A 21,902-nucleotide genomic window follows, 5' to 3' on the forward strand; every position below is an offset into this window, starting at 1 on the left:
ATTTAGTTAAATTATGCACATTCATATCTTAGGTATTTGCGGCACGTTCATGGGCGGGCTGGCTGTGCTGGCAAAGGAAGCCGGACACACCGTAACGGGCTGTGATGCCAACGTTTATCCACCGATGAGCACACAGTTGGAAGCGCAGGGCATTACGCTCACGCAGGGCTTCGGTGCCGAGCAAATCGCGCTGGAGCCGGATCTGTACGTGGTCGGTAATGTCGTGTCGCGCGGCAATCCTTTGATGGAAGAAATTCTGAATCGCGGCTTGCCCTATGTTTCCGGCCCGCAATGGATGGGCGATCATATCCTGCGCCATAAGTGGGTACTCGCGGTAGCTGGCACCCATGGCAAAACCACGACCTCGGCGATGCTGACCTGGATACTCGAATATGCCGGTTACGCCCCGGGTTTCCTGATCGGCGGCGTGCCTTTGAATTTCGGCATTTCCGCGCGTCTGCAAGGTAACCACGCTTCAGATTTTTTCGTGATTGAGGCCGATGAATACGATACCGCGTTCTTTGATAAGCGCAGCAAGTTCGTGCATTACCACGCCAAGACGGCGATTCTGAATAATCTGGAATACGACCACGCCGATATATTTCCTGATGTCGGTGCGATAGAAACGCAATTTCACCATCTGGTGCGTACAGTGCCGGGCGTTGGTCGTTTGATCGTCAATGGCCAGAATGCATCGCTGCAACGCGTGCTGCAGCGCGGTTGCTGGAGCGAGAAAGAATTTTTCGGCAACGAACAGGAATGGCGCATCGTCTTAAAAGACGGTGAGGATTTCGAGGTCTTTTTCAACGATGAATGTCAGGGTACGGTGCAATGGCAACTGAATGGTGAACATAATCGCCAGAACGCCCTGGCCGCGATTGCTGCCGCCCGCCATGTCGGTGTGAAGCCTGAGATTGCCATTGAAGCGCTGGCGCAGTTTGTGAATGTCAAACGACGCATGGAAGTGCGCGGCGTCGAAAACGGCATTACCGTGATCGATGATTTCGCCCATCACCCGACCGCAGTGGCGACGACGGTCGCCGGATTGCGCCGCAAAGTTGGTAACGCCCGCATTCTGGCTGTGCTCGAACCCCGTTCGAATACCATGAAACTCGGCACCATGAAACAAGCGCTGCCCGGCAGTCTGGCAGAAGCCGATCTGGTATTTGGTTTTGGTGCGCATGAAGGCAAAGATGCGCTCGGCTGGGATCTGGCAGAAACACTGGCACCGCTGGGTAACAAGCTGGCGACTTTTTCCGTGATCCCCGAGTTGGTTGAAGCGATCGTCCGTCAGGCGCGACCCGGTGATTATGTGCTGATCATGAGTAACGGTGGTTTTGGCGGCGTGCATCAGAAATTACTCGATGTGCTCAAAGCCCGCGCGCAGGCTGAGGTTGCCGCAGCATGATTGTTTACCTGCATGGTTTTCGTTCCTCACCGCAGTCTTACAAAGCGCGGGTGATGCAGCAATATATGCAGGCACTGGGACGCGCGTATGAATTTTTTTGTCCGGCGCTGTCGCCATCACCTGCCGAGGCAATTGCGCAGGCAGAAGCCATCATTGCCAAAGCTGATCCGGCGCAACGGGCCAAATTGACGGTGATAGGTTCTTCGTTAGGTGGTTTCTATGCGACCTGGCTGGCGGAAAAATATGCTTGCAAAGCCGTGCTGCTGAACCCTGCCGTCAAACCGCCACGCGATCTGGAAAGTTATGTCGGTGTGACGACGTATTATCACAGCGACCAAGTGTTTGAATTCAAAGCGGAATACGTCGCGCAATTGCGGGCATTGGCAGTCGAAAAAATTACCCGGCCTGAACGTTATTTTTTGCTGGCAGCAACCGGCGATGAAGTGCTCGACTGGCGTGAAATGGTTGCGCATTATCCGGGAGCAAAACAGAAAATCATCGAAGGCAGCGACCACGGCATTGCGGAGTTCGCTGATTATCTCGGTCTGGTCATGGCTTTTTGTGATGATGAGGTCTGACCGTGCGTGATTTTGGCGCAAGTGCTCTGATTCCCGCATTCCGCCATGCGGCAATGGCGCACTGGGTTGAGCACGTCAACACCATCGACCGGCGGCCGGCGATGCAGGACTGGCTGACCAACCGTGACTCACTGACGGCCAGACTGACCGCACGTTGTACGCAATTCCGCGTGCAGCGTTTGTCGCAGCACAAGGCGCTGTGTCTGCCAGATGAGTACGCTGTGATCGGATTACCGCAACGGCGTCAGGTGCATGAGCGCGAAGTGATACTGCGCTGCGATGGTGAAGCGATGATTTACGGCCATACCGTGGTGCCGCTGAGTGCAACGGCAACGCAATGGCCTTTGTTTCAGGGGTTGGGAGAGCGTTCTTTAGGCAGCACCTTGTTTAATGATCCGCAGGTGGTGCGCGGCACATTATCGTATGCCCGCTTGCATCAGACGCACCCGCTGATGCGTCGCATCGTGCGGGCATTGCCGCGGCTGTCGGCAGAACGCAGTCTGACGGCGCGACGCTCCTTATTCTGGCGCAAAGGTGCCTGCCTGTTGGTGACTGAGGTGTTTTTGCCCGCTGTGCTGACATTGCCGCACAAGTTGCCGGAAACAGTGCGCAAACTGCGCTGACGCTGAAAACGGGGAAAAACCAGAAAAATATACTGGGGGGAGTATTTTTAAAAGCCTTTTAAATACAAAGACATTAGGCTGAAAATACAAGATACTCCCCCCGATTGATAAAAATACAGACGTAAAAATGAAGAAAAGAAGTCTTGCATGAATTTATTTTTTGAAGAATCTGGCGATTTTAAAGCGGGCAGCATGATGTCGCAGGCAGGCGAGGCCTATCAGGTCGAACTGGCGAGCGGTAAGCGCAGCAAAATCAAAGCCAAAGATGTGTTATTGCAATTCGCGGCGCCTGATCCGGTCACGCTGATAGAGCAGGCACGCGCCGCTGCTGCAGATATTGACCTCGAATTTTTATGGGAAGTCGCCGGTCAGGAAGAGTTCGGCTTCGCTGAACTCGGCGCTGAATATTTTGGTCACGCACCGCAGCCGGTCGAAGCCGCCAGCCTGATTTTTGCATTGCATTCGGCACCGGTGTATTTCTACAAAAAAGGCCGTGGCCGTTACAAGGCCGCGCCGGAAGCATCGCTGAAAGCCGCACTCGCCGGTATCGAAAAGAAAAAACAGCAATTGCTGATACAAGCTGGCTACGTGGAAGAGCTGAAGCAGCATCGTTTGCCGGAAGCGATGAAACCACTCGCTTTACAACTCCTGTTCAAGCCCGATAAAAACACGATCGAATACAAAGCGCTGGCAGAAGCTTGCGATGCACTGCAAATGTCGGCCTCACGCCTGATGCTGGCGACCGGCGGCATCCGCAGCCCGAAAGAGCTGCATCTGGCGAAATTTTATTTCGAGCATTTCCCCAAAGGTCTGGGTTTTCCGGCGATTACTATACCGGCCTTACCGACCGATTTACCGGTCGCCGATGTGCAGGCATTTTCTATCGATGACGTTACGACGACTGAAATTGACGACGCGTTTTCCGTCGTTGATCTGGGTGACGGCAAGCTGCGCGTCGGTATCCACATTGCCGCACCGGCCTTAGGTGTGGCACGCGGCGACGCGATTGATCAGCTGGCGCGGGCGCGCATGTCGACCGTGTATATGCCGGGCGACAAAATCACCATGTTGCCAGATGAGCTGGTCGACACCTACACGCTTGGTGCCGGGCAAACACGGCCAGCGTTGTCGCTGTACGCAACGCTGGATACCGCCGACTGGTCCGTCATCAGCACGGAAACTAAAGTTGAAGCGGTACCGATGGCGTCGAATTTGCGGCATAACGATCTCGATGCGCTGGTGACCGAAGAAAATCTGGCGAACGATGCTGGCGATTATCCGCATAAAGCCGAGATTGCGCAGATCTGGAAATGGGCGCTGGTGCTGGAACAGGGACGTATGGCGAAGCGTGAAAGTTTCGGCATGAAGCCGGAACAAACCAATCGCGTCGATTTCAATTTTTATGTCGAAGACGATGTCGTCAGTATTGTCCGTCGCAAACGTGGTGCGCCGCTCGACAAGATGGTTGCGGAGCTGATGATTTTCGCCAACAGCACCTGGGGGAAATTGATGGCGGATCACGGCATCCCCGGCATTTATCGCGCGCAGGGAGTGGCGGGTGGCCGTGGTCAGGGCGGCTGGGCCGGCCGCATGCAAGTCCGTATGCTGACGCACGCGGCACCGCATCAGGGCTTGGGCGTGGATCAGTATGCATGGAGTACATCACCATTGCGCCGTTACACGGATTTGGTGAACCAGTGGCAGATCATCGCTTGCGTACAACACGGTGTGACTGCGCCGCTGGTGGCACCGTTCAAACCGAAAGATGCCGATTTGTTTGCGATCGTTTCCGGCTTTGATGCAGCGTATTCTGCGTACAACGACTTCCAGACCAATATGGAACGTTACTGGTGCCTGCGTTGGCTGGAGCAGGAGCAGGCGCGTCAGGTCGATGCGGTGGTGTTGAAAGACGAGATTCTGCGTCTGGTTGAGATTCCGCTGGTGATCCGCTTGCCAGGCATGCCGCAGACTGCGCGTGGCGCGCAAGTCCGACTCGATATTTTGCGTTGGGATGAAGTCGATCTCAGCGTTGAGGCACGCATACTCGAAGTGCTGGGAACCGTCACAGAGATCGGTGAAGATGAAGTGCTGGAAGCTGAAATGGATGCCGAACTTGAAAATGCACTGGAAAATGCGGTCGATGCATTGCCGGATGATGGTAGTACTGCAACCGGCAATCAGGAAGCCGTGTCAGATGCAGACAGTAGTAGCAACAACAGCAGTGATAGTGACAACATTCAGCCACAAGCCGAGTAATGAATAGCGCGACAGAAAAGACAGATAGCATGCCCATGAAATCCGTGTTTGATAATTTGATACTCACGATTGCGGTTACCATTTCCGTGGTCGTTCATGCGGCATTGCTGCTGGTTCATTTCGTCGCACCCAAGCCTGCAGAAACGCAGGCCGCAGACCCCGGGCTGGAAGTGATACTGGTGAATTCCAAACACGACCGCAAGCCGTTGAAAGCAGATGCGCTGGCACAAGCCGATCTAGATGGCGGCGGCGCCCATGACAGCGGCCGCAGTAAATCGCCGTTGCCGGATATGAACAGAAGCGAAGATGGCGACAATATCCGTACCGCCACCAAACGCATAGAAGAGCTGGAACAGCAGCAACAGCAATTGCTTGATCAGGCTAAACGTAAAGAAAATTTCCGCTTGCCGCAGCAAGAAAAACGTCGCCTCGATGACAGCCGTACACCGAATAAAGGCAGCGACGATCTCGATACCAGCAAAGCGTTAGCCCGGATGGCAGCAGAGATTTCGCAGACCATCGAAGATCAGAATAAACGTCCGCGTAAAACCTTCATCACGCCAAGTACGCAAAAAGTTGGCTATGCAATGTATTACAAAGAGCTGCAAAAACGCATAGAAGATTTTGGCACCCTGAATTTCCCGCAAAAAGAAGGGAAGAAACTTTATGGCGAATTGATTGTGTATATCCCGATTTTTCAGGATGGCACCATTTATGAAAAAGAAGGCGGCCCGCGCATAGAAAAATCGTCTGGCAATAAAGCGCTCGATAAAGCCGCGTTGCGTATCGTGCGCAGTGCGGCACCGTTTGGCAAGTTCCCGCAAAACATGCGCTCGGACGATAAAGACGATTTATGGGTGGTCATCACCCGCTTTAAATTTACGCGTGATCAGCAGTTAGAAACAGAATTGCGCGGAGGTAAAAAATGAGTCACACCGTAACGCCAGATCACTATGTCGTGATCGGCAATCCTGTTGCGCACAGCAAGTCGCCGTATATCCACGCCGCCTTTGCCGCGCAGACTGCCCAGGCGCTGGACTATCAGCGTTTGCTGGCACCGCTGGATGGCTTTGCTGCCAGTGTGCAGACATTCCGGCAACAGGGAGGTAAAGGTGCGAATGTGACTGTGCCATTCAAGCTGGACGCCTGCGCATTGGCAACTGAATTAACGACCCGTGCCGCTGCCGCAGGTGCAGTCAATACTTTGCGCTTTGATGGCGAAAAAATTTTGGGTGACAACACGGACGGCATCGGACTGGTGACCGACATCGTGCGTAATGCGGGCGTACCTCTGCAGGGCAAACGCATTCTCTTGCTCGGGGCAGGGGGCGCGGCTCGCGGTAGCTTATTACCTTTGCTAGAGCAATTGCCGGCAGAACTGGTGATCGCCAACCGCACCTTATCGAAGGCGCAGGAGCTGCAGCAACTGGCACAACAATATTTGCCTCAGATTCCGGTTTTTGCCCGGACTTTTACCGATGTTGAAGGCCATTTCGATGTGATCATCAATGCGACTTCTGCCAGTTTGCATGACGATGTGCCGCCACTGGCGGGCAGCTTGTTTGATACCGGAACGCTGGCTTACGATCTGATGTATGGCGCGCAGCCAACGGCATTTCTGCGTTTCGCAGCAGCGCACGGCGCGCAATGTCGCGATGGCCTTGGCATGTTGGTAGAGCAGGCTGCGGAAGCTTTTTTTATCTGGCGCGGAGTGCGGCCGGACACATTAACGGTGCTGGCTGATTTGCGACAAGCATTGAATGCCACTGCGGAGGCGTAATGAAATTATTCCGCCGATTGTTGTTCTGGCTGGTTGCGGTGCCGCTGCTGCTGGTGATTTTGCTGCAAGCGTATTTTTTGTTGCAGATTTGCTGGTGGATTAATTTCAATCCTTCTTCCACCAGTTTCATGCGCCAGCAACTCAGCGTGTTGCAGGAAAAAAATCCGGATGCGCAGTTACAGCATAAATGGGTGCCGTATAACCGCATTTCCACGCATCTGAAACGCGCGGTGATTGCCTCGGAAGATGATACTTTTGTGGATCATGAAGGTGTCGATTGGGAAGCCATGCAAAAGGCCTACGAAAAGAATCAGAAAAAGGGCAAGGTGGTTTCCGGCGGTTCCACGATCACGCAGCAACTCGCAAAAAATTTGTTCTTATCGGGTCAGCGTAGTTATTTGCGCAAAGGACAGGAGCTGGTCATTACTTACATGCTCGAAGCCTGCATGAGTAAGCGCCGGATATTAGAAATTTATCTGAATTCGGTCGAGTGGGGCGTTGGTGTATTTGGTGCCGAAGCAGCAGCCCAGCATTATTACCACATCAGTGCGGCAAATCTGGGTGCGGCACAAGCGGCGCGTTTAGCGGTGATGCTGCCGAAGCCCCGCTACTTTGATAAAAATCAGGGGTCCGGATACTTACAGAGAAGGACTGAGTTAATTTTAAAACGTATGAATTACGCGGAGGTACCATGAATTTACAACGACAACGCGGTCTGAGTCTGATCTGGATTTCTGTTTTGTTTATGTTACTGGGCTTAGTATCGATGGGCTTTTTATACACGATACGCTACGGACATTTACCTATGCAGGATGTCTGGTCGAAATGGGGAAAGTCGGCGAACGTGATCGGTAATGAATTAAAAAATGTCACGGGCATGCAGGAACTCAGTTTGCCGGGTCAAAATAGCAGCGGTGTTCGCCAGGCAGCCACGGTTGAGTCTGGCGTGCGTCGTTGTACCATCGATGGCAAGACCGTATATTCAGATACCGCCTGTCTTGACAGTAATCCGACCAGTAAAAATATCAAGCTCAATGATGCTAAGGGATTTGTCAAACCTCCACCGCCGGTTGAGGAAGCGTCTGCCAGCAATGCTGAGCAAGACTTGCGATTGAAAGCATTGGAAAAAGCCTTGCAAAAGGCACAGCGCTGACAGTCGCAGCGCAAATGTAGAGCGCATATTTTTTATTGTTTGCGCGCTGTTCGCAGGATGTACGCGAACATAGAAATTTTAAGTCAGGCAGGGTCTTGCAGCAATTTGCCGCAACTATAGCGATCAGTGCACTGCCCGCCCGGCCCCACCCTTAGCAGGTTTTACCGGAATTGCCCATGATTAATGTTTTCGTTTTACACAATGGACGGCTGAGTCAGATTAATATCGAAAATCGTGCCGATCTTGAAAATACCTTGCCGGTGTGGGTGGATCTGACAGACCCGAATGAAGAAGAGCGCGAGTGGGTCAAAAGTATCTACGGCGTGACTTTGCCGGGTGAAGACGAAGTCAAAGATATTGAAGCGTCTGCACGTTATTACGAAGCTGATAGCGGTGATCTGCATTTACGCACCGATTTTCTGATCGATGAAAACGAAGACGATGAGCCAGCACGCACGGTGACAGTCGCGTTTATTCTGGCGCGCGATATTCTCTTTTCTGTACACAATACCGATTTGCCGGTGTTCCGTCTGGTCCGCATGCGTGCCCGTTCACGCCCCGGTTCTATTAACGATTACAAAGATGTACTGCTGGATTTGTATGCGACCGATGCCGAGTATTCTGCGGATGCGCTGGAAGGTATTTATCAGAATCTGGAAGATGTCAGCCGCGCTGTGCTGCAAAAAGATTTCAGCGATCAGGACGCCGCTGCGGCGCTGAATTCGATCGCACAAGAGGAAGATCTGAACGGGCGTATCCGCCGCAATATGATGGATACGCGTCGTGCCGTCAGTTTTCTGATGCGTGGTCGGTTGCTGAATGCAGATCAGTTTGAGGAAGCGCGTCAGATTTTGCGCGATATTGAATCCCTCGATGGCCACACCTCATTTCTGTTCGATAAAATCAACTTCCTGATGGATGCCACCGTCGGTTTCATCAATATCAATCAGAATAAGATTATCAAGATATTCTCGGTCGCCAGTGTGGCTTTCCTGCCGCCGACGCTGATTGCCAGTATTTACGGCATGAACTTCAAAGGCTGGTTTCCGGAACTGGACTGGGAGCTTGGCTATCCATTCGCTCTGCTGCTGATGCTGGCATCAGCGATCACACCGTTCTGGTATTTCCGTCGTCGCGGCTGGTTAAAATAAAAGCTGTGGGATAGCAGCGCAGCTCTATCCTCTGAACGGCTCGCATAGGCTGGATCAAAATATCACATCAATATCCGCTTCAGCCGGGGTCAGGGCGGTGGCGTTTGCCACCTTTGTTCTATCTTTGCGTACGCTCCGTTTGCCCTGATCGTAACCAAGCCACTGTCGAGTAACTGTGCGTAGCGGGCGGCTCCCGGCCAGGACTTTGAAAAGCTGACAAACAGCTTGTCTTCCAGCGCAACACCGACCTGCTTAATCTTCCCCTGAAATTCTTGCGGATGAGTGACGCGGAGGTGATCGGCAACTCTGGTATAGACCAGTGAATAATCCGACCTTCCGCGTAATAATTTACGTAAATTTGACAGATCAGACGGTGCGGTTTCCCGAATTATTCCAGCATCGCTCTCGATGTCGCTGCCGTAGGTATAACCGTGGGTGACGCCAACCTGATGTCCGCGTAGATCCAGTCTGGTTATGGCTGGCAGCTTATCGTTTTCTCTGGCATAAATTCCGATGACAGCTTTGAATATTGGCTCTTTGTGAAAGATAAACAGCGAGGCAAGTTTGGCATCTTGCAAGCTGTCGAAGCAGCCGAGCGCTTGACCAGTTTGTGCCAGCATCAGGCAACGTGAATAGGGCGCCGATGTAAATTTGACCTGAATACCAGCAGCGGCATACGCGGCTTCAATGATGTCGGCGGCAAAGCCGCGAATCCTGCCGTCTTTTAGCCCGGAGTATGGGTACCAGTCATCCTCACCAATCAATGTGATCGTTTCAGCCCTCGCAGCCGCGAGGCTGTTGCCAGTGATAAAAACGAACAACAGCAGCAAACGCAAAAAACGTACAGTGATGTTGCTTGTACTACGGATCGTCATGCAGATATGGTTGGAGATAAATATTGATCGCTATTGATCATCATATTGACTTATTTTGACGGAATTACATAGACCTGATTTTCACTTTTCCTGCTCTCTGCATTTTTTCACAATTCAAAGCGTCGATGGTCGATGTCGTTTGCGTCACTAAGTAGTGACGATCACGGCGTCCGTAAGTTATTTTGAGAGATGGCGCATGCTGTTACACCAGAAAAAAAGAAAACCCACGCCAGATCAGTCCTGATACGCGGGTTTTCCAGGGGAGGCGGTGCTCAGCTTAGCTGTTCTATCTGCGTAACAGGTTGACGATTTTTCACAGATGTGGAACGCGGTACTGCTTTTGTGCGTGATTGCTGAGCATATGACACGTGTTTTGCTGATGTCTGCGACGAACGATGAGTCAGCTTGAAAACTGATAATGCACTGACCAGCGTTGTAGTCTGGGTTTCCAGGCTCGCTGCTGCGGCTGCCGCTTCTTCTACCAATGCGGCATTTTGCTGTGTCACCTCATCCATCAGCGTAACCGCGTCATTGACTTGCAATATGCCTGCACGTTGCTCTTGTGAAGCTGAGGCAATTTCCCCCATGACGCTCGTTACTTTTTCCGTTGTGGTGATAATTTCCCGCATGGCACCGCCGACATTACTGGTGAGCGACGAACCTGTCTGAATTTTTTGCATGGATTCATCAATCAGTTCTTTGATCTCTTTTGATGCAGACGCGCTGCGTTGCGCCAGATTACGCACTTCTGATGCCACGACGGCGAAGCCGCGTCCCTGTTCGCCTGCGCGGGCAGCCTCGACCGCAGCATTCAACGCCAGAATATTCGTTTGAAATGCGATACCTTCGATGATGCCTGTAATTTCTATCATGCGTTTGGAGGAATGGCTGATGTCATCCATCGTCGCGACCATCTGATCTGAAATTTCCCCACCGCTGCCAGCGATATGTAAGGCCTCGTTCGCCATGGTGCTGGCTTGTGTTGCGTTGTCAGAGTTTTGCGATACGGTCGATGCAAACTGCTCCATACTGGCGGCGGTTTCTTCAAGCGAGGATGCCTGCGATTCAGTTCTGCTGGATAAATCCAGGTTGCCCGCCGCAATCTCTTTGGTTGCCAGCCCTATTTTTTCTGCATTCTTGAGGACATCACCGACGATAGAGTGCAGGTTAATTCGTAACTGTCTCAGCATTCGTAACACCTGTCCCAGATCATCGGTACGGCTGGTATTGATTTCGCCGGTCAGGTCGCCGCCCGCCATAATTTTGCAGGCCTCCAGCGCCCGTCGGCTGGGAATCGTGACGGCCCGGTGAAAGTTGTACCACGATGACAGCGCGCTGAAAGTGGACAGAAACAGCAGCCCTGTCAGCCATTGACTTTCAGTCGCCGGGTTTATCGCCACAAAATTGCAGATCAGCGTAAAAATAAAAGAAGTGACCATCAGAGCCGCGGTCAGAGCGAGGTGATGATTGATGGAGAACCTGAAACGAGAACGTAACCGGGCAATAAAATTATTACTGCGAGCGCCACCCTGATGCAGGCGGATATTATTCGGGTTGCCGTTTTTCAGTTCTGCATACAATTTTTTTGCGTCACTGATTTGTCGGGGCGATGGCTTGGTACGTACCGACATATAGCCGACTGGCTTACCTTCCTCAATCACCGGTGTGACATTCGCACAGACCCAGTAATAGTCGCCATTTTTGCAGCGATTCTTTACGATACCGGTCCATGGTAAGCCGGATTTAACTGTGCTCCATAAATCGGCAAAGGCTTCAACGGGCATGTCAGGGTGACGAACAATATTTTGTGGTGCACCTATCAGCTCATCTGTTGTAAAACCACTGACTTCAATGAAATAAGGATTGGCGTAAGTAATGTTTCCTTGTAAGTCGGTGGTCGAGACAATTGATTCTGTATCACTGATCGGATGTTCATTCTGACTGACAGGCATATTTAAACGCATGGTATTCCTCTTTCATGATCTGAGCGGCTGGAATCTCCGCATCCTGTTTGGTTCAACATAAATTCTCAGTACTGCTTTGTACAGCTTGAGACGCATTGAAACATTCAATATCACTCTGCGTATTTGATAAAAAAAGAACGATGTGACTTACAGGTTAATGTCAAAAATCAGAGTACCTAAGCAGGTGATATGCATTAAAAAACACACTCAGAATGCCAGAGTGCGGAACATTTTCAGCGATCAAAAATTGCTCCTTTTCGACTCTACGCCAAGAAAATATAGCTGACAATAAGTAAATTTTTTGCCTGTAAAAGGAAAGTTGCTCAGTGGATATGTCGAAATTTATTGCGTCGCTATTGACGTGCAAAGTTAAATGCAGTTGCAAGAGGATGGGTGTGATCAGTGCCAATCTGGCTGTTTCACAGGCAGGAACGGATCTTATTTGCTGCAAAAAGGACTGACAGACTTAACTTTAATTAACGTTTCAAGGTAAACGAAGGGATTAACGTATGACGTTAATCAGACAAAAATGGGCGTGCTGTCGGTGACTTGAGCTAAACAATGCGTTCGCACCAGAGGCAGTATCAATAGTCGGCAATTATGGGCAACTATTATCGTTGGCTATGTTGAATATATATGCGGCTGCTGGCATGAAACGCTGCCAGCAGCCGCATATATAAAGGAGATGTCGCGGAAATTAATGCACTTTAATGTGCTTCTTCCCAGTTTTTTCCTATACCGACTTCTGCCAGCAAAGGAACGTGCAGCTGCGCCACATTCGCCATCAGTTCTGGCAATTTTTTGCGTACCAGTTCGAGTTCAGATTCCGGTACTTCGAGCACCAGTTCATCGTGGACTTGCATGATCATCTTTGATTGCAAGTGATCGTTTTCCAGCCAGTTTTGCACTGCAATCATGGCGAGTTTAATCAGGTCGGCAGCAGTGCCTTGCATAGGCGCATTGATCGCTGCACGTTCGGCGCCCTGACGACGCGGGCCATTCGGGCTGTTAATTTCTGCCAGCCACAGTCGCCGTCCGAACACAGTTTCGACATAGCCATGAGCCTTGGCTTTGGTGCGGGTATCGGCCATGTATTGCGCAACGCCGGGATAGCGCTGAAAATATTTGTCGATATAGCTTTGTGCCGCCGCACGTTCTATGCCGAGATTGCTGGCGAGGCCAAACGCGCTCATGCCGTAGATCAGACCGAAATTAATCACTTTCGCGTAGCGTCGTTGCTCGCTCGTGACATCATCAAGCACAACACCAAAAATTTCAGCGGCGGTGGCTTTATGCACGTCTTCGCCATCGGCAAAGGCTTTCAGTAAGCTGGCATCACCGGAAATATGCGCCATGATGCGTAATTCGATTTGCGAATAATCAGCGGAAATAATCACATGCTCAGGTGCTGCGACAAAGGCTTCGCGGATACGCCGGCCTTCTGCCGTGCGTACCGGAATATTTTGTAGATTCGGATCATTCGATGCCAGCCGACCAGTCACGGCAACGGCCTGCGCATAGTTGGTATGCACGCGACCTGTCTGCGCATTGACCATTTTCGGCAGTTTGTCGGTGTATGTCGATTTGAGTTTTGCGAGGCCTCGGTATTCCAGCAATACTTTGGGCAGCGGGTAATCTTCCGCAAGTTTTTGTAAAACTTCTTCATCCGTCGACGGCGCACCGGATGGTGTTTTTTTGACGACGGGCAAACCCAGTTTGCCAAAGAAAATCTCACCGAGCTGTTTGGGGGAATTCAGATTGAACGGTTGTTCTGCCAGTTCGTAGGCGTTTTGTTCCAGCTCCAGCAAGCGTTTGCCGATTTCATTTGACTGAGCATTGAGCAAGTCTTTATTGATCAGGACGCCGTTGCGTTCTATCTTTTGCAGGACGACCGAAGTCGGTAATTCTATGTCGTGATAGACGCGTTGCAAGCTGGCGTCTGTTTCGATTTCTGGCCACATCGCCAGATGCAATTGCAGTGTGATATCAGCATCTTCTGCGGCATAGTCTGTCGCCCGTTGCAGCTCGACCTGATCGAAACAGATTTGTGCCGCGCCTTTGCCGCAGACGTCTTCAAAGCTGATGGTTTTTTTGCCGAGATGGCGCAGCGCAAGGCTGTCCATGTTATGCGATTTATGCGACTCAAAGACGTAAGATTCGAGCAGGGTGTCATGGACGATGCCGCGCAAAGCGACGCCATGATTTGCAAAAATATGCGTATCGTATTTCAGGTTTTGCCCGACCTTGGCTTTGCTGTCATCTTCTAACCACGGCCTGAGTTTTTCCAGCACCGATGCGCGCGACAGTTGTGTCGGTGCATCTGCATATTGATGTGCAACAGGAATGTAGCAGGCATGACCTGCTTCGCAGCATAGAGAAATCCCGACCAGTTGCGCTGTCATCGGTTCGAGCGAGGTTGTTTCGGTATCGACAGCGGTCAGGCTGGCAGCATTGATGCGTGCGATCCAGGCATCAAGCTGGGCTTCGGTTAACACAGTTTCGTAATTGCTGATAACGGTTGCAGGTATTGCGCCGTCGTCATTGAATAAGCCCGCCTGTGCCGGCGTATTACCTGAACCAGTAGTGGTTTTTGCTGTTGAACTTAACGGCGTCGCACCTGCCGTTGCGTCACCGGATAATTCGCGTAGCCAGGTTTTAAAACCATAGCGTTTGTAGAACGCGAGCATCGCTTCTTTGCTTTCTTCTTTCGCGACCAGCGATTCATCGATAGAAATATGATGTGCTGATAAATCGCAATCCGTTTTGACGGTGATCAGCACGCGACCCTGCGGCAACCAGTCTAATGCAGCTCGCAGGTTATCGCCGACCACGCCTTTGATTTTGTCGGCATTGGCGATCACACCATCGAGACTATCGTATTCATTCAACCATTTGACCGCTGTTTTGGGGCCGCATTTGGTCACACCCGGAACGTTATCGACGGTATCGCCGATCAGCGTCAGATAATCGATGATACGCTCAGGTGGTACACCGAATTTTGCCAGTACGCCTGCTTCATCGAGTTTTTCATTGCTCATGGTGTTGATCAGGGTGACGTGGGGATTGACTAACTGAGCAAGATCTTTGTCACCGGTAGAAACGATGGTGTTCAGGCCGCGTGCTGTTGCTTCAACCGCGAGTGTACCAATCACGTCATCGGCTTCGACGCCTTCGACCATCAGGATGGGCCAGCCCATGGCTTTGACGGCTTCGTGTATCGGTTCTATCTGCAGACGTAAATCATCGGGCATGGCCGCGCGTTGCGCTTTGTATTCTGGATACAAGTCGTCGCGAAAAGTTTTGCCTTTTGCATCAAATACACATGCCATGTATGCTGCCGGATAATCACTGCGCAAACGGCGTAGCATGTTGATGATGCCGTAGATGGCGCCGGTTGGCTCTCCTTGCGGATTGCGCAGATCGGGCATGGCGTGAAAGGCTCGGTACAGATAACTTGAGCCATCAACTAATAACAGGGTATTTTGCATATGAACGGAAACGGAAACAGAAAAGATGTAACGAGGTTGCGCCAGATTATCGACAGAGATAAGGCAACCGCCTTAAAAGCGCGTGAATCGTGGCATATGTTCACGATTATGGCAGAGTTTATCGAGTCCACCGAGCGCCTTTCGACGATACGCCCGGCCGTGACTATTTTTGGTTCAGCCAGAACCAAACCGGAAGACAAATACTATCAGCTCTGTGTGGACCTTTCCCGGCGCTTGTCAGATCAGGGTTTTGCCGTCATTTCCGGCGGTGGTCCCGGCATTATGGAAGCTGCGAATAAAGGCGCATACGAAGGGGCTTCTCCATCGGTGGGACTGAATATCGAATTGCCGCACGAGCAGCGCACAAACCCTTGGCAAAACATCAGCCTCAGTTTTCGTCATTTTTTTGCCCGCAAAGTGGCGTTTGTTAAATATGCGGATGCGTATGTTGTGTTTCCCGGCGGCTTTGGCACGATGGATGAAGTCAGCGAAGTGTTGACGCTGATCCAAACCGGCAAGACGCGGCATATACCCGTGATTCTGGTGGGCACCAGTTTCTGGAGCGGCTTACTGGAATGGATCCGGGTACAGATGGCGGGCAATGGCATGATTGCGCCGTCGGATCTGAATCTGGTGCATCTGATTGATGAGCCCGCAAATATTGTCGATGCGATTTTTGCCTTCTACGAAGCACGCGATATCGAGCCTTCTGAAGACGAACGGCAACGCATGTTGTACTTGTAATCACAGGACAAGAAATGTCCGCCAATGATGATGCCAGACAAGAAAAAATGCAATGAAACAGAATAAAACGAATAAATCAAATAAGCCGTGTCAGAAGATATGGCCGATGAGCGCGCTGTTGCTGATGGCACCATGTCTGAATGCTGCCGCACAGAGTAATTGCGTTGAGTTGGCAAACGATGCAGAGAGACTCGCCTGTTACGATCAATTGCATAACAGGAATAAGAGTGTGGCGGGTGCAAATGCCGTTAATCTTGCACCTGCAATGACAGCGGAAACCGTCGTTTCACCTATTGCACCGGTTGCCGTTGTTGCAGAAGGTGAGGCGCCGCGCTCGTTTCTGAGCGAGCGGGTCGATGGATTGACCGAGCGCTGGGATCTTGATCCGTCGAATAAAAATCCACGGTTTTTACCGCGTTTGTATAAACCTGTGTACATCTTGCCAGCGACCTACAGTAGCCGGATCAACAAAGCGCCATTCTCGCCAACTCCGGGGCATCAGTCCGATGCGATGGGACTGAGCCCTGCCGAAGCAAAATTCCAGTTGAGTTTTAAGTCCAAGATTATTGACGGTTTATTTGGCGACCGCGCGACGATCTGGGGCGGCTATACGCAATCCTCACGCTGGCAGGTGTACAACGACGATTTGTCGCGACCATTCCGCGAAACGAATTATGAGCCTGAACTGATGGCGGTATTTTCCACACCGTTTGAAGTCATGGGCTGGCATGGACGCATGGCTTCGGTCAGTTTAAACCACCAGTCGAATGGCCGTTCCCTGCCTCTGTCACGCAGCTGGAATCGTGTGATTGGTGAAGTCGCCGCCGAGCGTGGCGATTGGAGCCTCAGTCTGCGTCCCTGGTGGCGCATCAAGGAAACGGCTGGTGCAGATGATAATCCAGGCATTGAAAATTATATTGGCCGGGGTGAGTTGTTATTGACCCGCAAAACCGGCGAACATATTTTTACTTTTCAGGGAAGGCATAGTTTGCGTTCTGGGAAAGAATCCCGTGGTTCCGTTCAGCTGGAATGGGCATTTCCGCTGGTTGCTGGTTTGCATGGATATGCTCAGATATTCAGTGGTTATGGCGAAAGTCTGATTGATTACAATTTCCGGCAAAACCGGTTTGGCCTCGGCATTTCTCTGGTCGAGTGGCGTTGATAAAAAAAAGCCCGTCGTTGATAACTGACGGGCTTTTTTGGAGATGAATGACGAAACTGCAGGCTCAGGCGACATTCAGCAGTATCAGACCGAGCAAGGCGGGCAATGCCTGGATGTAGAGAATTTTCTTGCTGGCGGTTGCCGCACCGTACAAACCGGCAAGCAGAACGCAAGCAAGAAAAAACACCTTCACATCATGTCCGGCGCTGCCGAGGCTGAGTCCCCAGAATAAGCCAGCGGCGAGAAATCCATTATACAAACCCTGATTTGCTGCCAGCACTTTGGTGGCAGCGGCGGATTCTTTGGTTTGCCTGAAGGCTTTCAGTCCAGCTGGTTTTTCCCATAAAAACATTTCCAGTATCAGAATGTAGACATGTAATAACGCAACCAGCCCAACGATGACGTTTCCGATTAAAGACATGCAGATGCTCCTTTTATATTATTAATTATGATGATCATAACGGATCTTGCATTTTTGAGCATCAGTCCAGCCAGTTAACGCGATTAAATTTGTTTTTAAACTCTTCCGGCATAGGAACGACTTTTCCCAACTGGTAATTAAAAAATACAAAACCTGATTTTGCCATTGCGACCTGCGCCTGATCTGCCGGGCGGCTGATGCGGAAAGTAATGTCGCCGCCGTATTTATTAAAATCCATCACGCCGACTTCAAACAGCAACTGGTCTCGCGCATGTCCCTCGGCTTTATAGGTTGTCGCCAAGTCTGTGACGATAATACCGATGCCATCCTGAGCCGTTTCCCGGATACCGAACTCAAACAAGAAACGGGCACGCGCTTCAGAAATCATCGAGATCATGGAATCGTTACCGAGATGGTTAGCACCATTGATATCAGTAACGCGAACGGTGAGCTGAGTGGAGTAGTAATACTGGTCTTCAGGGAAATGCAATTGCAGGCGAGCCATGGGAATTCTGGAAAAAGACATAAAGTCTGATTGTAGCTGTTTAGCCGTTCTGAGGCGATCTTGGACGGCTTCCTAAGTTGACTATCCAAGCCGCCAGCACGTTTTAACGCATGAAATCGGAACCTGCTGTGGTGATGTTAAGACATCGCACGCATTCATCATTCCGGATTCCGTGACCGTCAGCCAGGCGGCTGGCGGTTTGCCAAGGATAGTCAAACCCGCGTAAAATGGCGGTTTCGCGGGTGTAGTTCAATGGTAGAACGGCAGCTTCCCAAGCTTCATACGAGGGTTCGATTCCCTTCACCCGCTCCAGTAAATTCTTCCTTTGATTTCCCGTATGCCTGATTCCAAGCCTGCTGACAGCAGCAAACCGCTGTTTTATGACCCTACTGAGCGCCGCATCCGCAGCTTTGTGACCCGCGCCGGACGTTTGTCTGATGCGCAGGCGCGTGCGATTGAAACTCTGGGGCCGCGTTTTTGTATTCCGTATAAAAAAGAGCTACTTGATATTGACGCGGCTTTTGGCCGTCATGCGCCGACGGTATTTGAAATTGGTTTTGGCATGGGTGAAACCAGTGCCAAGATTTCTGCCAGCATGCCTGAGAAAAATTTCATCGGCGTTGAAGTACACACGCCGGGCGTTGGCAGTCTGCTGAAACTGACCGATGAGATGGGCTTGCAAAACCAGCGCATTATTCAGCATGATGCATTCGAAGTCTTAACCAATATGATTGCGCCAACGTCTTTGCATGGTGTGCACGTGTTCTTTCCTGATCCGTGGCACAAGGCGCGTCACAATAAGCGCCGCCTGATACAGGGACCATTGGTGCAATTATTGGCGTCACGATTGGCGTCTGGTGGTTATCTGCATTGTGCGACTGACTGGGAAGAATACGCCGTGCAGATGCTTGAGGTGTTGAGTGCCGAGCCTGCGCTGGAAAATACGGCAGACGGCTATGCGCCGCGTCCTGACTATCGTCCGGTGACCAAATTTGAAAACCGTGGTCTGCGTTTAGGGCATGGTGTGTGGGATCTGGTGTTCCGTAAAAAATAATATCAGCAGTAGCTTAAATAATGGCAGCCAGTTAATCTGAGCTGCCTTTTTTTATGCTGGCGTTTTACTGATAAAACGCACATGCAATTCACCGAGCAGCCCGAAACTGACGCTGATATCTTCATGCAACGGAACATCGGGGCTGCCGGCATAAGAGCCGGTAATAATGGCCTGACCTGCCCGCAAACCCTGACCACGGTTGCGCAGAAACTCCACCAGCCAATACAGCGGCGCACGCGGGTTACCTGCCGGATGCACACCGGAAAATTCTTGTGGCGTATGTCCGGCGCAACTGATCTTTATCAGCATCGTTTGTAAGTTTGCCGCATCGTCGGTATGAATGTCGGTGTGAATGTTTGTATGAATCACCGAGCCAAGATATAAGCCCTGATTAAACAATCCATCGGCAAGATGTTCGGCAAAAGTAGCAGCGTCGGGATCGCTGTAACGCGTGCCTATCAATTCCAGCGCCAGTCGTGTTTCCCGGATAGCCGCATCGATTTCGGCAACCGTATAAGACTCTGCGCGAGGCGGTAAATCACGCCCGAGAATAAAGGCCAGTTCCGGTTCTATGCGTGCGCATGGCTGATCGCTCCAGACCGGGCAGGTGTCAGCTTCTTGAAAAACGGTGTTGGCATAAATCGGTGCGAGTACGACCGTATTTGCACCCGGCATTCCGCATTTCCATGCGGCTATTTTGTCACCAGATTGCGCGCTGACTTCTGCTTGTATCGCCAGTGCCTGATCCAGATTTTGCGGGCGGCTGGACTCTGGTAATCGTTCGCCTTTGCTGCCATGACGCCTGCGTTGGAGCAGGATAGCTGCCGCTTCAGAAAAGCGCTGTTGTTGATCCGATTGAAAAGAGGGCATATCCAGATGCTCCATTGTCATGTCAGGTCGCGTGCAGTTCTGCAATCAATTGCAAAATTTCTGCGCCATAACTGTCGAGTTTTTTATCACCGACGCCCGAAATCGCACGCAGCGCGGTCAGTGTTTGCGGTGCGTTGCGGGCGATTTCGCGCAATGTGGCATCGGGGAATATCACATACGCAGGGACATTATGCGTACGCGCTGTTTCGACACGCCACCAGCGCAGCTTGTCGAACAAGGCCTGTTCTTCTGCACCGAGCTCGGCTTCCGCATAATCTTTCGCAGACTGGCGTTTATGTTTCACCGCTTTTTCTGCTTTTTTGTATTGCCGCAACTGAACTTTGGTTTCACCGCGTAAGACCGCGCGCGATGCTTCGGTCAGTTTCAGTGAGCTGTAATTTTCATAGTCAACGGCAATCAGGCCGAGTGCAATCAATTGGCGCAGAATCGCGCGCCATTCGGCTTCGCTTTTGTCTGATCCTATGCCATAGGTTGACAACTGTTCGTGACGCCACTGTTGCACGCGCTCGGTATCGATGCCGCGCAAGATATCGACAATATGACCAGCAGCAAAACGCTGATCGACGCGGTAAATGGTGGAGAGAATTTTTTGTGCAGCGATCGTGCCATCAAATGAAGTCGGCGGGCTGAGGCAGGTGTCGCAGTTGCCGCAGGGTTCGGATGCTTGTCCGAAATAATCAAGAATATGTACGCGACGGCAATTCAGGGTTTCGCACAGCGATAACATGGCATCGAGCTTGACGCCTTGCACGCGTTTATAGGTGTCGTTGGCTTCCGATTCATCGATCATACGGCGCTGCTGCACCACGTCTTGCAAGCCATACGCCATCCAGGCATTGGCGCTGGCACCATCGCGTCCGGCGCGTCCGGTTTCCTGATAATAACCTTCGACGCTTTTTGGCAGATCCAGATGAGCGACGAAACGCACATCCGGCTTATCTATCCCCATGCCAAACGCAATCGTCGCGCACATGACGATGCCGTCTTCGCGAAGAAAGCGTGCCTGATTGCGGCTGCGCTCCGTCATGTCCATACCGGCGTGATAGGGCAGGGAGGTGATGCCGTTTTCATTCAGAAATTCGGCAGTTTCTTCGACTTTTTTGCGCGACAGGCAATACACGATACCGGCGTCACCCGCATGCTGCGCCTGAATGAAATCCAGCAACTGCTTACGCCCGTTGCCTTTCTCTACGATCTGATAACGGATATTCGGGCGATCAAACGAAGACACAAATTGCAGCGCATTTTCCAGACGCAGACGATGGATGATTTCATCGCGGGTTTGCTGATCGGCGGTGGCCGTCAGTGCAATGCGCGGCACTTGCGGAAAGCGTTCGTGCAGTATCGACAGACGGATATATTCAGGACGGAAATCATGTCCCCATTGCGATACGCAATGCGCTTCGTCAATCGCGAACAAGGCGATATCGACGACTTCCAGCAATTCCAGGCAGCGTTGCGTCAGCAAACGTTCGGGCGCGATGTAGACCAGATCGAGCTCGCCTTCGCGCATCTTTTTTTCAACCGCAAGGATCTCGTCAAAACTCTGGGTGGAATTCAGAAATGCTGCGCGTACGCCGACTTCGGCCAGCGCATCGACCTGATCCTGCATCAGCGCGATCAGTGGTGACACAACAATGCCAACGCCGTGACGGATCAGTGCCGGAATCTGATAGCACAGCGATTTACCGCCGCCGGTCGGCATGAGTACCAGTGCATCGCCACCGTGCACGACATGTTCTACGATCTGGCCTTGTTGCGAACGGAAAGCGGGATAGCCAAAAACGGTTTGCAGCAGGTGCTGCGCCTGATCAACCGTATTGGCGGGATAACTTGCTGATGACACTGC

General features: G+C 51.5%; 19 protein-coding genes and 1 tRNA gene. 13 read left to right on the plus strand and 7 right to left on the minus strand.

The features are described 5' to 3' along the window. Positions 1-13 precede the first annotated feature (13 nt). The 9 genes from mpl to corA all read left to right on the plus strand — a co-directional run bounded on the left by mpl (position 14) and on the right by corA (position 8,949). Positions 14-1,408, plus strand: coding sequence for a UDP-N-acetylmuramate:L-alanyl-gamma-D-glutamyl-meso-diaminopimelate ligase (gene mpl / locus H8K38_RS10705; RefSeq protein ID WP_186884820.1), 1,395 nt, complete (start codon positions 14-16; stop codon positions 1,406-1,408). Next, positions 1,405-1,986, plus strand: a complete 582-nt coding sequence (locus H8K38_RS10710; RefSeq protein ID WP_186884821.1) for a YqiA/YcfP family alpha/beta fold hydrolase — start codon at positions 1,405-1,407, stop codon at positions 1,984-1,986. Before mpl ends, H8K38_RS10710 begins: the two co-directional genes overlap by 4 nt. Positions 1,987-1,988: 2 nt before the next feature. After that, on the plus strand, positions 1,989-2,609 hold the full coding sequence (locus H8K38_RS10715) for a chorismate lyase (protein ID WP_370587087.1): 621 nt from the start codon (positions 1,989-1,991) through the stop codon (positions 2,607-2,609). Positions 2,610-2,756: 147 nt separating this feature from the next. Further along, complete coding sequence (locus H8K38_RS10720; protein ID WP_186884822.1) at positions 2,757-4,865, plus strand: ribonuclease catalytic domain-containing protein; 2,109 nt, start codon at positions 2,757-2,759, stop codon at positions 4,863-4,865. 35 nt (positions 4,866-4,900) lie between these two features. After that, positions 4,901-5,794 carry a TonB family protein gene (locus H8K38_RS10725; RefSeq protein ID WP_186884964.1) on the plus strand — a complete coding sequence of 298 codons (894 nt, stop codon included), beginning with the start codon at positions 4,901-4,903 and terminating at the stop codon, positions 5,792-5,794. Continuing rightward, positions 5,791-6,645 carry a shikimate dehydrogenase gene (gene aroE, locus H8K38_RS10730; RefSeq protein WP_186884823.1) on the plus strand — a complete coding sequence of 285 codons (855 nt, stop codon included), beginning with the start codon at positions 5,791-5,793 and terminating at the stop codon, positions 6,643-6,645. Before H8K38_RS10725 ends, aroE begins: the two co-directional genes overlap by 4 nt. Beyond that, complete coding sequence (gene mtgA / locus H8K38_RS10735; RefSeq protein WP_186884824.1) at positions 6,645-7,340, plus strand: monofunctional biosynthetic peptidoglycan transglycosylase; 696 nt, start codon at positions 6,645-6,647, stop codon at positions 7,338-7,340. Before aroE ends, mtgA begins: the two co-directional genes overlap by 1 nt. After that, positions 7,337-7,798 (plus strand): hypothetical protein, encoded by a 462-nt coding sequence (locus tag H8K38_RS10740; protein WP_186884825.1) that lies wholly within the window; start codon positions 7,337-7,339, stop codon positions 7,796-7,798. Before mtgA ends, H8K38_RS10740 begins: the two co-directional genes overlap by 4 nt. Before the next feature lie 176 nt (positions 7,799-7,974). Further along, positions 7,975-8,949 carry a magnesium/cobalt transporter CorA gene (corA, locus tag H8K38_RS10745; protein WP_186884826.1) on the plus strand — a complete coding sequence of 325 codons (975 nt, stop codon included), beginning with the start codon at positions 7,975-7,977 and terminating at the stop codon, positions 8,947-8,949. An 89-nt stretch (positions 8,950-9,038) separates the two neighbouring features. Here corA and H8K38_RS10750 read toward each other — a convergent pair whose 3' ends face one another. The 3 genes from H8K38_RS10750 to polA all read right to left on the minus strand — a co-directional run bounded on the left by H8K38_RS10750 (position 9,039) and on the right by polA (position 15,276). Then, positions 9,039-9,824 carry an ABC transporter substrate-binding protein gene (locus H8K38_RS10750; RefSeq protein ID WP_186884827.1) on the minus strand — a complete coding sequence of 262 codons (786 nt, stop codon included), beginning with the start codon at positions 9,822-9,824 and terminating at the stop codon, positions 9,039-9,041. Positions 9,825-10,096: 272 nt separating this feature from the next. Further along, entirely contained in the window at positions 10,097-11,788 is a 1,692-nt protein-coding gene (locus H8K38_RS10755) for a PAS domain-containing methyl-accepting chemotaxis protein (RefSeq protein ID WP_186884828.1), read from the minus strand. 707 nt (positions 11,789-12,495) lie between these two features. Then, a complete protein-coding gene (polA, locus tag H8K38_RS10760; protein WP_186884829.1) occupies positions 12,496-15,276 on the minus strand; it encodes a DNA polymerase I in 2,781 nt (926 codons plus the stop codon). Between polA and H8K38_RS10765 the strand changes: the two genes are divergently transcribed. After that, complete coding sequence (locus tag H8K38_RS10765; RefSeq protein ID WP_186884830.1) at positions 15,277-16,020, plus strand: TIGR00730 family Rossman fold protein; 744 nt, start codon at positions 15,277-15,279, stop codon at positions 16,018-16,020. Between the two features lie 52 nt (positions 16,021-16,072). After that, a complete protein-coding gene (locus H8K38_RS10770) occupies positions 16,073-17,182 on the plus strand; it encodes a phospholipase A (RefSeq protein WP_186884831.1) in 1,110 nt (369 codons plus the stop codon). A gap of 64 nt (positions 17,183-17,246) precedes the next feature. Here H8K38_RS10770 and H8K38_RS10775 read toward each other — a convergent pair whose 3' ends face one another. Further along, complete coding sequence (locus tag H8K38_RS10775) at positions 17,247-17,603, minus strand: DUF1304 domain-containing protein (RefSeq protein WP_186884832.1); 357 nt, start codon at positions 17,601-17,603, stop codon at positions 17,247-17,249. Between the two features lie 61 nt (positions 17,604-17,664). Continuing rightward, on the minus strand, positions 17,665-18,108 hold the full coding sequence (locus H8K38_RS10780; protein WP_186884965.1) for a thioesterase family protein: 444 nt from the start codon (positions 18,106-18,108) through the stop codon (positions 17,665-17,667). A gap of 238 nt (positions 18,109-18,346) precedes the next feature. Here H8K38_RS10780 and H8K38_RS10785 point away from each other — a divergent pair. After that, positions 18,347-18,420, plus strand: a tRNA-Gly gene (locus tag H8K38_RS10785). A gap of 25 nt (positions 18,421-18,445) precedes the next feature. After that, positions 18,446-19,162, plus strand: a complete 717-nt coding sequence (gene trmB / locus H8K38_RS10790) for a tRNA (guanosine(46)-N7)-methyltransferase TrmB (RefSeq protein ID WP_186884833.1) — start codon at positions 18,446-18,448, stop codon at positions 19,160-19,162. A 51-nt stretch (positions 19,163-19,213) separates the two neighbouring features. Here the strand turns inward: trmB and H8K38_RS10795 are convergent, their stop codons facing one another. Together H8K38_RS10795 and recQ are read right to left on the minus strand one after the other, a co-directional pair. Continuing rightward, entirely contained in the window at positions 19,214-20,032 is an 819-nt protein-coding gene (locus H8K38_RS10795) for a hydratase (RefSeq protein WP_186884834.1), read from the minus strand. Positions 20,033-20,054: 22 nt separating this feature from the next. Beyond that, positions 20,055-21,899, minus strand: a complete 1,845-nt coding sequence (recQ, locus tag H8K38_RS10800) for a DNA helicase RecQ (protein WP_186884835.1) — start codon at positions 21,897-21,899, stop codon at positions 20,055-20,057. Positions 21,900-21,902 lie beyond the last annotated feature (3 nt).

It is taken from the genome of Undibacterium sp. FT79W, from assembly GCF_014284215.1.
Taxonomy (GTDB): Bacteria; Pseudomonadota; Gammaproteobacteria; order Burkholderiales; family Burkholderiaceae_D; genus Undibacterium; species Undibacterium aquatile.